This is a genomic window from Pseudomonas sp. EL_65y_Pfl2_R95 (genome assembly GCF_963971045.1).
In the GTDB taxonomy this organism is placed as follows: domain Bacteria; phylum Pseudomonadota; class Gammaproteobacteria; order Pseudomonadales; family Pseudomonadaceae; genus Aquipseudomonas.
Genome location: NZ_CAXAOV010000005.1, coordinates 165,425 through 178,565, shown reverse-complemented (window position 1 = coordinate 178,565; position 13,141 = coordinate 165,425). Strand labels below are relative to the sequence as shown.

General features: G+C 56.3%; 11 protein-coding genes. 9 read left to right on the top strand and 2 right to left on the bottom strand.

Annotated features, from left to right (window positions below; genetic code table 11):
• Positions 1 to 173: 173 nt before the first annotated feature.
• On the bottom strand, positions 174 to 1,049 hold the full coding sequence (locus AACY09_RS16590; protein ID WP_339489566.1) for a DMT family transporter: 876 nt from the start codon (positions 1,047 to 1,049) through the stop codon (positions 174 to 176).
• Between the two features lie 526 nt (positions 1,050 to 1,575).
• On the opposite strand from AACY09_RS16590, the gene glyA reads away from it, so the two are divergent.
• The 7 genes from glyA (at position 1,576) to fdhA (ending at position 10,409) form a co-directional block, all read left to right on the top strand.
• Positions 1,576 to 2,829 (top strand): serine hydroxymethyltransferase, encoded by a 1,254-nt coding sequence (glyA, locus tag AACY09_RS16585; protein ID WP_339489565.1) that lies wholly within the window; start codon positions 1,576 to 1,578, stop codon positions 2,827 to 2,829.
• Positions 2,830 to 2,879: 50 nt separating this feature from the next.
• The gene (locus tag AACY09_RS16580; RefSeq protein WP_069898183.1) at positions 2,880 to 4,130 is read left to right on the top strand and encodes a sarcosine oxidase subunit beta; all 1,251 of its coding nucleotides are present in this window, start codon (positions 2,880 to 2,882) and stop codon (positions 4,128 to 4,130) included.
• A 14-nt stretch (positions 4,131 to 4,144) separates the two neighbouring features.
• On the top strand, positions 4,145 to 4,471 hold the full coding sequence (locus AACY09_RS16575) for a sarcosine oxidase subunit delta (protein WP_339489563.1): 327 nt from the start codon (positions 4,145 to 4,147) through the stop codon (positions 4,469 to 4,471).
• Positions 4,468 to 7,485, top strand: coding sequence for a sarcosine oxidase subunit alpha (locus AACY09_RS16570; RefSeq protein ID WP_339489562.1), 3,018 nt, complete (start codon positions 4,468 to 4,470; stop codon positions 7,483 to 7,485). The genes AACY09_RS16575 and AACY09_RS16570 overlap by 4 nt, the downstream gene beginning before the upstream one ends.
• On the top strand, positions 7,478 to 8,107 hold the full coding sequence (locus AACY09_RS16565; protein ID WP_339489560.1) for a sarcosine oxidase subunit gamma: 630 nt from the start codon (positions 7,478 to 7,480) through the stop codon (positions 8,105 to 8,107). The genes AACY09_RS16570 and AACY09_RS16565 overlap by 8 nt, the downstream gene beginning before the upstream one ends.
• Positions 8,108 to 8,188: 81 nt before the next feature.
• Entirely contained in the window at positions 8,189 to 9,046 is an 858-nt protein-coding gene (gene purU / locus AACY09_RS16560) for a formyltetrahydrofolate deformylase (protein WP_339489558.1), read from the top strand.
• Between the two features lie 163 nt (positions 9,047 to 9,209).
• Positions 9,210 to 10,409, top strand: coding sequence for a formaldehyde dehydrogenase, glutathione-independent (gene fdhA, locus AACY09_RS16555; RefSeq protein WP_339489556.1), 1,200 nt, complete (start codon positions 9,210 to 9,212; stop codon positions 10,407 to 10,409).
• 67 nt (positions 10,410 to 10,476) lie between these two features.
• Here the strand turns inward: fdhA and AACY09_RS16550 are convergent, their stop codons facing one another.
• Entirely contained in the window at positions 10,477 to 11,373 is an 897-nt protein-coding gene (locus AACY09_RS16550) for an acyltransferase (RefSeq protein WP_339489555.1), read from the bottom strand.
• Between the two features lie 150 nt (positions 11,374 to 11,523).
• Between AACY09_RS16550 and rloA2 the strand changes: the two genes are divergently transcribed.
• Complete coding sequence (rloA2, locus tag AACY09_RS16545) at positions 11,524 to 12,060, top strand: retropepsin-like aspartic peptidase RloA2 (RefSeq protein ID WP_339489554.1); 537 nt, start codon at positions 11,524 to 11,526, stop codon at positions 12,058 to 12,060.
• Positions 12,061 to 12,356: 296 nt separating this feature from the next.
• Positions 12,357 to 13,040 carry a hypothetical protein gene (locus AACY09_RS16540; protein ID WP_339489553.1) on the top strand — a complete coding sequence of 228 codons (684 nt, stop codon included), beginning with the start codon at positions 12,357 to 12,359 and terminating at the stop codon, positions 13,038 to 13,040.
• Positions 13,041 to 13,141 lie beyond the last annotated feature (101 nt).

Sequence of the window (13,141 nt, the reverse complement as noted above, 5' to 3'; positions counted from 1 at the left end):
CCGTAGCCTGAATGCCCCTCGTGAGGGCAGGCGGGTATGGCCGCATTTTACGCGAGGTTGGGCGAACAGCCCAGATATTCACAAACCCAGGTGGACGGAATAAGCGCTACCCGCCCGGCGGATACTTGGGGCGCACAAACGCGAAGCCTGTCCACCCTGGCTTGGGGTAAAACTCAGCAAGTGCCTGACGAAGGTGATTTGGGCTGGCGAAATACCAGTGCCAGCCCCAGCAAAATAGCCATCATCCCCAATAGGCTCAGGCCTGAAAGCAGGTTGCCGAGAAACACATAATCCATAACGGCAGTGACTACGGGCACCAGATAAAACAAGCTGGTGACGTTAACCAGATTGCCGGCGCGGATTAACCGATACAGCAAGAGTTGCGCAATCACTGAAATCACCAAGCCCAGCCACAGCACAGGAATCAAAAAGCTAATCGAGTGTTCGAAGTGAAGCGGTTGCGTGGGGGCTACCGCCACGCACAATAGCAAGCTGATCGCATATTGCAGTGGCAGCACCTGGGCGGGTTCTTGCTGAATGCTTTTTTGTGCAATTGCGCCGCTGGTGACGCACAGCACTGCACCCAGCGCAAAAGCAATGCCGACAACAGAGAAGTCGGCTTTGAGCACGCTCTGCAATACCACCAAGACCAGACCCGTCAATGCCAGCCCCAGCCCGAGCAAGCGGGACACTGCAAACCGACGCTCCAGAACCAGCAGGGTCAGAATGGGTTGTACGCCCAGCAGGGTGGCGAGTACCCCGGGTGTGATGCCGTTATCGAGCGCCATCAAATAACACACCGAGTAACCGCCGATCATGATCAAACCGGTCGCTGCAACGCGCGGGCCTGTGCCGCTTTCTGGCAGTAAGCGTTTGCGATAGATGCCGATCAGCAGTAATGCGCCGAAGGCGATGGCAAAGCGCAGCAGTAGAAAAGCGAATGCCGATGAGTGCTCAAGGCCCCATTTGGCGAAAATTGCACCGCTGCTCCAAAGCAGCACAAATAGCGTGGTGGAGACATAAGCCTCCAGTGCGTGGCTGGATTTCATTGGGTTGATCCTGTCGTAAAGCCAAAGGCCCCAAACACGGGCTAATCAAACCGGTGCAAGGTTGATACTGGGGCCAGAAAAAAGTGTCGGTGTTAAACGAACGCTTATGGCGCTGGCGGCGGGCAAACGCCGCGAGGGGGAGTTGCGACAGGTGGTGGTGCGATGGCGAAGGGCAATGCTCGCGCGAACTCAGCAGTTAACGTAACTGTGGATACCTGAGTTGATGGATGCGCGAAAGTCATGGGTGCTTCAGCCATTTTGCTTGAAAGGCAGCAGGAGACGCCTGCTGTGCAACGACTATAGCACGAGGTTTTTTGCCAAGTCAGCCTTAACTCGCGATCTTTTCTGACGTGCGGACCGCGAGCTGATGCGGCTGGAAACGCGCAGTTGCTGATTTGCGACATCGGCATGTCGTAAACGAATTTCCCCATGACGTACATAGGCATCTGGCCGTCTGAGCCGAGTCTTACCATCGCTGCAAACGGGAACTCACCGTGCCTAACAAAAGTGCCGCAGGAGATCAGCGATGTTCAGCAAGCATGACCAGATTCAGGGTTACGACGACGCTTTACTGAGTGCCATTAATGAAGAAGAGCAGCGTCAGGAACACCATATCGAGCTGATCGCCTCGGAGAACTACACCAGCAAGCGGGTGATGGAAGCGCAAGGCAGCGGGCTGACCAATAAATACGCGGAAGGTTATCCGGGCAAGCGCTATTACGGCGGTTGCGAATTCGTGGATAAGGTTGAACAGCTAGCGATTGATCGCGCCAAGCAACTGTTTGGTGCTGATTACGCCAACGTCCAGCCGCACTCAGGTTCATCAGCCAACTCGGCGGTGTACCTGGCCTTGTTGCAAGCGGGCGACACCATTTTAGGCATGAGCCTGGCCCATGGTGGCCATCTTACTCACGGCGCTAAAGTCAGCTCATCGGGCAAGCTGTACAACGCGGTGCAGTACGGAATCGACACCAGCACCGGCTTGATTGATTACGACGAAGTCGAGCGCCTTGCTCTGGAGCACAAGCCGAAGATGATTGTGGCGGGGTTCTCTGCCTACTCGAAAACCCTCGATTTTCCGCGTTTCCGCGAAATTGCCGACAAGGTTGGCGCCTATCTTTTCGTAGACATGGCTCATGTTGCCGGCCTGGTTGCCGCAGGTCTGTACCCCAATCCATTGCCATTTGCCGACGTTGTCACCACCACCACCCACAAAACCCTGCGCGGACCGCGTGGTGGTCTGATTCTGGCCAAAAGCAACGAGGAGATTGAGAAGAAACTCAACTCTGCAGTATTTCCCGGCGCTCAGGGCGGACCTTTGATGCACGTCATCGCCGGTAAGGCGGTGTGCTTCAAAGAGGCCTTGGAACCCAGCTTTGTGGCGTATCAGGCGCAGGTTATCAACAACGCTAAAGCCATGGCTCAGGTGTTTATTGATCGCGGTTTTGACGTGGTCTCTGGCGGCACGGACAACCATCTGTTTCTGGTTAGTTTGATCAAGCAAGGCATCACCGGTAAAGACGCCGATGCCGCCTTGGGCCGTGCGGGCATCACAGTCAACAAGAATGCTGTGCCCAACGACCCGCAGTCGCCGTTCGTGACATCGGGCTTGCGTATCGGCACACCAGCCGTGACCACCCGTGGCTTCAAGGAAACCCAATGCATCGCCCTGGCGGGCTGGATTTGCGACATCCTCGATCACCTCGGTGATGCCGATGTTGAAGCACAAGTCGCCGCTCAGGCTGGCGGTCTCTGCGCGGATTACCCCGTTTACCCTTGATGACATAACAAGCGACTGGGTCATGGCGGGTTAAATTTTAGGAGCATCACATGCAACGATATTCTGGCTTTGGCCTGTTCAAACATGCCTTCAGTCACCATGAGAACTGGCAGCGCATGTGGCGCAATCCGACTCCCAAACCAGTCTACGATGTGATTATCGTCGGCGGCGGCGGCCATGGCCTGGCAACCGCGTACTACCTCGCCAAAGTATTCGGCGTAAAGAACGTCGCGGTGGTGGAGAAAGGCTGGCTGGGCGGCGGTAATACCGCGCGTAACACCACCATTGTGCGCTCCAACTACCTGTGGGATGAGTCGGCTCAGCTTTACGAGCACGCGATGAAGTTGTGGGAAGGACTGTCGCAGGACCTGAACTACAACGTCATGTTTTCCCAGCGCGGGGTCTACAACCTGTGCCACACCCTGCAGGACATGCGTGACTCTGAGCGCCGGGTCAGCGCCAACCGGCTTAACGGCGTGGATGGCGAATTGCTCGATGCGCGTCAGGTAGCCGAGGAAATTCCCTATCTTGATTGCAGCAAAAACACCCGTTACCCGATCATGGGTTCCACGGTGCAGCGTCGCGGTGGCGTGGCCCGTCACGACGCAGTGGCCTGGGGTTACGCCCGCGCCGCCGATGCCTTGGGCGTGGACTTGCTGCAACAAACTGAAGTGACCGGGTTTCGCAAAGAAAATGGCGTGGTGATTGGCGTTGAAACCAATCGTGGCTTTATCGGCGGCAAGCGCGTTGGCGTGGTGACTGCCGGTAACTCGGGGCACATGGCAAAACTCGCCGGTTTCCGTTTGCCGCTGGAATCACACCCCTTGCAGGCCCTGGTATCTGAACCGATCAAGCCGGTGATCGACAGCGTGATCATGTCCAACGCGGTGCACGGTTACATCAGTCAGTCAGACAAAGGCGACCTGGTGATCGGTGCCGGCATCGACGGCTGGAACGGCTACGGCCAGCGGGGCTCCTACCCCACCATCGAGCACACTCTGCAAGCCATCGTCGAGATGTTTCCCGTGCTGTCGCGGGTACGGATGAACCGTCAATGGGGCGGCATCGTCGACACCAGCCCGGACGCATGCCCGATTATCTCGAAAACCCCTGTGCCTAATTTGTTCTTCAACTGCGGTTGGGGCACCGGCGGTTTCAAGGCGACGCCCGGCTCGGGTCATGTGTTCGCCGCGAGCCTGGCCAAGGGTGAAATGCACCCGCTGGCCAAACCCTTTGCCATGGACCGTTTCCACACCGGCGCATTGATCGACGAGCACGGCGCTGCTGCCGTAGCTCACTAAGAGGGCCACAGACCATGCTCAATATTTTTTGCCCTCATTGCGAAGAGATGCGCTCTGAAGAAGAGTTTCACGCTCACGGCCAAGCCCATATTGCCCGCCCGGAAGATCCGGGCGCCTGCAGTGATGTCGAGTGGGGCGACTACATTTTCTTTCGCGACAATCCGCGCGGTATCCACCACGAATTGTGGGTGCATTCAGCCGGTTGCCGTAAGTTTTTCAATGCCACACGCCATACCGTGACCTACGAAATTCTTGAAACCTACAAGATCGGCGTGAAGCCGAGCGTTACCGAGGCCAGTGTCGCTGCGGCAAAAGCCAGCGCTGAAGGAGTCACGGCATGAGTCAGATCAATCGTCTTGCAAGTGGTGGCCGGGTCAACCGCGGCCAGCCATTGAGTTTCAGTTTCAACGGCGAGTCCTATCAGGGTTTTGAAGGTGACTCATTGGCTGCGGCATTGCTGGCCAATGGTGTCGATGTTGTGGGGCGCAGCTTCAAATATTCGCGCCCCCGCGGGATTGTCGCCGCTGGCAGTGAGGAGCCTAACGCCGTGCTGCAAATCGGGTCGACCGAAGCGGCGCAAATTCCCAACGTGCGGGCTACCCAGCAAGCGTTATATGCAGGCCTCGTCGCCACCAGCACCAACGGCTGGCCGAGCGTGAATACCGACATGATGGGGATACTCGGCAAAGTCGGCGGCAAGATGATGCCGCCCGGTTTCTACTACAAGACCTTTATGTACCCGCAAAACCTGTGGCTCACGTATGAGAAGTACATTCGTAAGGCCGCAGGGCTTGGTCGTGCACCGACTGAAGTTGACCCGGACAGTTATGACTACCTCAACCAGCACTGCGATGTGTTGGTAGTTGGCGCAGGGCCAGCAGGCTTGGCCGCCGCCTTGGCTGCCGGACGCAGCGGTGCCCGAGTAATTGTGGCCGACGAGCAGGAGGAGTTTGGCGGCAGCTTGCTTGACACCCGCGAACAACTCGATGGCAAACCTGCCGCTGAGTGGGTGGCAAAGGCGCTGGCTGAATTGCAGGGCATGGCCGAGGTGACTTTGTTGCCGCGCTCAACGGTTAACGGGTACCACGACCATAACTTTCTGACCATTCACCAACGCATGACCGACCACCTTGGCGAATTGGCGCCAATGGGTACGGTGCGCCAGCGTATGCATCGGGTTCGTGCCAAGCGCGTGGTGCTGGCAACGGGCGCCCATGAACGGCCGCTGGTTTACGCCAATAACGATGTGCCGGGCAATATGCTGGCCGGCGCTGTCTCAACCTATGTACGCCGCTACGCAGTGCTGCCGGGGCGCAAGCTGGTGCTATCAACCAACAATGACTACGCCTACCGCGTGGTCCTCGACTGGCTTGATGCAGGCCAGCAAGTGGTGGCGGTTGCCGATGTGCGGGCTAATCCACGGGGGGCTTGGGTTGAAGAGGCCCGGTCTCGCGGCGTACGAATTCTTACTGGCAGTGCTGTGGTCGAAGCCCGCGGCAGTAAGCGGGTCAATGCGGCGCGAATCTGTGCGATTGATGTCGCCTCCTTTAAAGTCACAAGCCCAGGTGAGGTGCTTGATTGCGACCTCATCGTCAGCTCTGGTGGCTACAGTCCGGTGGTTCACCTGGCTTCACACTTGGGTGGTCGGCCAACCTGGCAAGAAAATCTGCTGGCATTTGTCCCGGGCGAAGGCCTGCAGAAACGAGTGTGTGCAGGGGCTGTGAGAGGTGTTTTTGCCTTGGGCGATACCTTGGCAGATGGTTTCGAGGCCGGTGTTTTGGCCGCATCCGAGTCTGGGTTCAAAGCTGTTGTGGGTACGCTGCCAAGTGCTGAAGCGCGCCAGGAAGAAGCCAGTACTGCCCTGTTTCAAGTGCCGCACGACAAACCCACCGCCCGTGCGCCCAAGCAGTTCGTTGACTTCCAGAACGACGTCACCGCCGCGGGTATCGAGCTGGCAACCCGTGAAGGTTTTGAGTCGGTCGAGCATGTTAAACGTTATACCGCGCTGGGTTTCGGTACTGACCAAGGCAAGCTTGGCAATATCAACGGTTTGGCCATTGCTGCACGTTCGCTGGGGATCAGCATCGAGCAGATGGGCACAACCATGTTCCGGCCGAATTACACGCCGGTTACCTTTGGGGCGGTGGCTGGGCGTCACTGCGGTGCGCTGTTTGAGCCTAATCGCTATACCGCGATGCAGTCCTGGCATCTGGCCAATGGCGCCGAGTTTGAAGATGTCGGCCAGTGGAAGCGCCCTTGGTATTTCCCAAGAAATGGTGAAGACCTGCATGCAGCCGTCGCCCGCGAGTGCCTGGCCGTACGCAACGCCGTGGGTATTCTGGATGCCTCGACCCTGGGCAAGATCGATATCCAAGGCCCGGATGCCCGTGAGTTTCTCAACCGGGTCTATACCAACGCCTGGACCAAGTTGGATGTCGGCAAGGCGCGTTATGGCCTGATGTGCAAAGAAGACGGCATGGTCTTCGATGACGGTGTTACCGCCTGCTTGGCCGATAACCACTTTCTGATGACCACCACCACCGGCGGCGCAGCGCGGGTACTGGATTGGCTGGAAATCTATCACCAGACTGAGTGGCCAGAATTGAAGGTGTATTTCACTTCGGTCACTGATCACTGGGCGACCATGACGCTGTCGGGGCCTAATAGCCGCAAGTTGCTGGCTGAAGTCACTGATATCGACCTCGATAAAGAAGCCTTCCCGTTTATGACGTGGAAAGAAGGTGAGGTCGGAGGCGTTCCAGCGCGGGTGTTCCGGATTTCCTTTACCGGCGAGCTGAGCTACGAAGTCAACGTCCAGGCGGATTACGCCATGGGCGTGTGGGAAAAGATCATTGAAGCTGGCAAGAAGCACGGTTTGACCCCTTATGGCACAGAAACCATGCACGTTTTGCGGGCTGAGAAGGGCTTCATCATTGTCGGTCAAGACACCGATGGTTCGGTCACTCCGGACGATCTCAATATGGGCTGGTGTGTCGGCCGTACCAAGCCGTTCTCGTGGATCGGCTGGCGCGGTATGAACCGAGAAGATTGCGTGCGCGAACAGCGCAAGCAATTGGTCGGCCTGAAGCCGGTTGATCCCAACCAGGTGTTGCCGGAGGGCGCGCAGTTGGTGTTCGACCCGAAACAATCGATCCCGATGACCATGGTCGGTCACGTCACCTCCAGCTACATGAGCGCCGCATTGGGTTATTCGTTTGCGATGGCGGTGGTCAAGGGTGGTCTGCAACGCATCGGCGAACGGGTTTTTGCGCCGTTGGTGGATGGCAGCATGATTGAAGCCGAAATCGTCAGCTCCGTGTTTTATGACCCGAAAGGGGATCGCCAGAATGTCTAACGTCAATGTGTATAAGCAGCGTCCTGATGCTGCCCAAGCCGAGTCGCCGCTGTTCCACGCAGGCTTGAATGAGCTGGTTGGCAAAGGCGGGCAACATGCCGGGGTCAACCTGCGCGAGAAAAAACTGCTGGGCCATTTGACCTTGCGTGGCGATGCCAGTGACCCGGTTTTTGTCAGTGGTGTGCACAGCGCACTGGGCCTGGAGTTGCCGGTCGCACTGACGCTGGCAAGCAGCGGCGGCACCTCGCTGCAATGGCTGTCGCCTGACGAGTGGTTGCTGATCGTGCCGAGTGGCGAAGAGTTTGCCATTGAGCAAAGGCTGCGCGAGGCCTTGGCCGGTCAACATATCTCGATCATCAACGTCAGTGGCGGGCAAACCCTGCTTGAACTCAGTGGCAGCAAGGTGCGTGAGGTGTTGATGAAATCGACCTCTTACGATGTGCACCCCAGCAATTTCCCGGTCGGCAAGGCCGTGGCCACCCACTTTGCCAAAGCGCAATTGGTGATTCGTCACACCGCTGAAGACACTTGGGAACTGGTGATCCGCCGCAGCTTTTCCGATTACTTCTGGCTTTGGCTGCAAGATGCCAGCGCAGAGTACGGGCTGAGCATCACCCAATAGTTGTAGTTATCGATGATCAACCCAGTGCAGTCTCAAGCGCAATGCTGGGTTGATGACGCTAGTGATTGCAGGGAGAGTGTAATGAGCCGAACCCCGGATACCTGGATTTTGACAGCGCAATGCCCGAGCGTGCTCGGCACTGTTGATGCGCTGACACGGTTCTTGTTCGAGCAGCGTTGCTATGTCACTGAGCATCATTCGTTCGATGATCGCTTGTCGTCGCGATTTTTTATTCGCATTGAGTTTCGCCAGCCGGATAGCTTCGATGAGCAGGCTTTTCGCAAGGAGCTTGATCAACGCAGTGGCATGTTCGAGATGCAAACCGAACTGACCCCACCGGGCTATCGGCCCAAGGTGGTGTTGATGGTGTCCAAGTCGGATCATTGCCTGAATGACTTGCTCTATCGCCAGCGGATTGGGCATCTGCCGATGGATGTGGTGGCGGTGATTTCCAATCATCCGGATCTGGAGCCATTGGCCCGCTGGCATGAGATTCCCTATCACCATTTTGCCCTCGACCCCAATGACAAGCCGTCGCAAGAGCGTAAGGTGCTGCAAGTTATCGAAGACACCGGCGCTGAACTGGTCGTGCTAGCGCGTTATATGCAGGTGTTGTCGCCTGAACTGTGTCGCAAACTGGACGGCTGGGCGATCAACATCCACCACTCATTGCTGCCGGGCTTCAAAGGTGCCAAACCCTATCATCAGGCCTATCAAAAGGGGGTGAAGTTGGTAGGGGCCACTGCGCATTACATCAATAACGATTTGGACGAAGGGCCGATTATTGCCCAAGCGGTTGAACCCGTGGATCACAGCCATTACCCCGAAGACTTGATCGCCAAAGGCCGAGACATTGAGTGCCTGACGTTAGCCAAAGCGATCGGCTATCACCTTGAACGACGGGTTTTTCTCAATGCCAATCGCACGGTCGTGTTGTAACGCGACCGGCACTCTATCACCCCGTTGAAGCTGATGTTTCACACTGCCTTGAGGGGCTTGAATTGGCCCCTTTGTGAATGCTTCAGCAACGTTAAATGCTCCAGTGCAAAGCCGCGTGGCCTTGGCTGCGCTTTTGTTTCGACAACAAGAAGGAGAGCAAACAATGTCTGATAATCGTGGTGTGGTGTATCTCGGCTCGGGAAAGGTCGAGGTGCAAAATATCGATTACCCGAAAATGCAGGATCCACGCGGCAAGAAAATCGAGCACGGCGTCATTCTCAAGGTCGTCTCCACCAATATATGTGGCTCTGACCAACACATGGTTCGGGGCCGAACCACTGCTCAGGTGGGTTTGGTGCTGGGCCATGAGATTACCGGTGAGGTGATCGAGAAAGGCCGGGACGTTGAACACCTTAAAATCGGTGATCTGGTTTCGGTGCCCTTTAACGTCGCCTGCGGCCGTTGCCGGAGCTGCAAAGAGCAACACACCGGCGTTTGCCTGACGGTGAACCCGGCGCGGGCTGGCGGCGCTTATGGTTACGTCGACATGGGTGACTGGACTGGCGGACAGGCGGATTACGTGCTGGTGCCTTACGCTGATTTCAACCTGTTGAAGCTGCCTGATCGTGATAAGGCGATGGAGAAAATCCGCGATCTGACTTGCCTTTCTGACATTCTGCCGACCGGTTATCACGGTGCGGTGACTGCAGGTGTTGGCCCGGGCAGCACCGTTTATGTCGCCGGCGCTGGACCTGTAGGTTTGGCAGCGGCTGCGTCGGCGCGTCTGCTGGGCGCTGCGGTGGTGATTGTCGGTGATGTCAATCCCGTGCGCCTGGCCCATGCCAAATCCCAAGGCTTTGAGATTGCTGACTTGTCGAAAGACACGCCGCTACACGAACAGATCGCTGATCTGCTGGGTGAGCCGGAAGTTGACTGTGCAGTTGATGCGGTAGGGTTTGAAGCGCGTGGCCACGGGCACGCGGGTGCGCAACATGAGGCGCCAGCCACGGTGCTTAACTCGCTGATGGGCGTGGTCCGAGTGGCAGGTAAAATCGGCATCCCCGGCTTGTACGTGACTGAAGATCCTGGGGCAGTGGACGCTGCAGCGAAGATTGGCAGCCTGAGTATCCGCTTTGGTCTGGGCTGGGCCAAATCGCACAGTTTCCACACCGGGCAAACACCGGTCATGAAATACAACCGTCAATTGATGCAGGCGATCATGTGGGACCGGATCAATATTGCCGAGGTGGTCGGTGTGCAGGTGATCAGTCTCGACCAAGCGCCGCAAGGTTATGGTGAGTTCGATGCCGGAGTGCCGAAGAAATTCGTTATCGATCCGCACCGCTTGTTTAGTGCCGGTTAACTAGGCAAATCAGGAAAAGCCCGTCGTTTATCCGAGCGGCGGGCTTTTTTATTTCTGCAGCTGGTATTCAAGACAACTGAAACTCGCCGCGAATCTGGGCAATGCGCACATCTTTGCGCTGCCACATCTCGGTGACCCATTGTTGCACCTGTTGCCGAAATTGCTCGTCGTTTTGGTAATCGCCTTGGTGCAATGCCGGGTCGAGGTCGAGTGTTTGAATATCAATGACCACCTTCGGCACCTGCCCGCTGATCAAGTCCCAGAATCCGGGAATTGTCTCGCTCGGATACACCACTGTCACGTCCAGCACCGCATCAAGTTGCTCGCCTAATGCCGCCAATACAAAGGCCACACCGCCGGCTTTGGGTTTTAGCAGGTGGCGATAGGGCGATCCTTGCTGGGCCTGCTTGGCTGGCGTGCAGCGAGTCCCTTCGAGGTAGTTGACCACGGTCACCGGCAGGTCTTTGAATTTCTCACAGGCGCGCTTGGTAATGTCCAGGTCTTCGCCTCGGCGCTCAGGGTGCTTGGCTAGATAAGCCTTGGAATAGCGGCGCATAAAGGGGTAATCCAGGGCCCAAAATGCCAGCCCTAGAAACGGCACCCAGATTAACTGTTGCTTGAGGAAGAACTTGAAATATGGCGTCTTACGGTTGAACGCCTGCACCAGTGCCGGGATATCGACCCACGACTGGTGGTTGCTGATGACCAGGTACGAGGTGGTCTTGTGCAGTTGCGCATTACCGCGAATATCCCAGACAGTCGGCAGTAGGCTGGCGAAAATCAGCTTGTTAATTTCTGCCCAGGTTTCGGCAACCCACATCACCCCGCGCGAACAACTCGCCTTCAGCGCCTTGCCCGGCAAAATAAATTTTCCCACGGCAATTAACAGCAACGGGCCGATCAGAATCAGGGTGTTGGCCAGCAATAAAAGGGTAACGCTCAGGCCAGTGAGCAAGCGGCGCATGGCAACTCCTTGATATTTTCAGTCGCGTACATCATAGGCATCGCGGCCGCGCAGTCCAAGTCAGGGTGCGACATCTTGTGTTGCAAGTTAAGCAGAACCTCTTTTCAAGGTCAGGGTCAGACACACCAGACTTTTATGGAGAACTGACGTTTGAAGATTGTGATTGCGCTAACTGCATTACTGGTTTTGCCGGCTGCAGCACTGCCGGTAATGGCTGCCGACAAGCCAGCTTCCGAACTGAACACCTATGGTCGCTATGAAATGGTCACGCTGCCGCAAATAGGCCAGACCTTAAAAGCCAAGATGGACACAGGTGCTATGACAGCGTCCTTGTCTGCCAAGGACATTGAGCGGTTTAAACGTGATGGTGGTGAGTGGGTTCGCTTCCGTTTAGCCGTTAAGGATGCAGACGACACTGTGTATGAGCAGCCATTGGCGCGTATTACCGAGATCAAGAACCGGGCAGAAGAGGGCACCAATGTCACTTCAAGCAGCCCTTCGACCACTGAACGTCCTGTGGTCAATCTTGAAGTCTGTGTGGGGCATCAATCGCGCACTGTAGAAGTCAATCTGACGGATCGTACTCACTTTGACTATCCGCTATTGATCGGTGCCAGCGCCATACGCGAGCTTGATGGCGCCATCAATCCGGCTGAGCGTTATACCGTCGAACGCCCGGAGTGCTAGGTTTCTAGGGCGTGACAGCGCTACGCTTGTCCAGCCTGGTTGAAAAACCAATTGACCAAGATGACATGGACGCTCGGAGTAGCAGTTGGTGGGTGAAAAGAGCGTCACCCACCCTACCGGACTTACGGTTGGTGTCATTAGGGGTTTGAGACTTGAAGGCGAGTGTTCTATGTTTGTCGCTATAACAATATTGGACTAGCGCATACAAGGATGACTCACATGCAACTGCAAGACGTTCACTACCTCTCCCTGGGCGGGCTTTTGTTCTAGTGTCGCACGCGTCAGGTATCAGGCTTATGGGCTCAGGCCTTATGCGTATTGCTGTGCTGGCGGTGTTAAGCGTCAATCTGCTCGCCTGCAGCGGTCAGTCGCTTGAGCTGCGTAATGTTGCCAAGACCGATATCGACATGGTGGTCGATATGCACTGGCGCACCATCGACCAGAGCCTGATTGTGCTGATGGGCAAGCTTTACGAGCGCAATCCGGATGAGCTGCACAAAACCCCCAATGCCACCATTCTTTCCCGCCAACAGCAGCTTTGGTCAACGCCGCTTAACCAGCAAACGGCCTATCTCGGCAAAAGTGAATTGTCGACCATGGATGTTGCTCTCGATGTGCATTTTCAGGGTGACCGGGTGTACGCCGTCATGGCCGGGTTGCGGGGCATGCTCAGTCGCTCCTATGGCTACATTGATGACTTCTACTTGTTTGATACGCCTGATCAGCAGGCGCTCTATAACAGCGCGCGCAATGTTGAAATTCTGGTCTGGCGCTTAAAGCATCGCGTGGAAGCGGACGGTGCACGGCTGGTGTTCACCAATGGTTTTGATAAGCCGCCGTATAACCTGAGTTTCGAGCGTTTATTCGGCAAGATCATTGCTTATCAGGACATGATGGCGACCATCACCTCTGAGCGCTCCCAGCGCAGCATAAATTATGCAACTCACAGCATATTGAGAATGGCTTTCCTGCCGATATAACTATGAACCGAATGTTTCAGTCACTTGATTCGGTAGTGGCTATTTAGCATCGGCGTAGTTCTTGCTTGGACATTAGCTTGTTGCGCTTGCCAGTGAGCGTG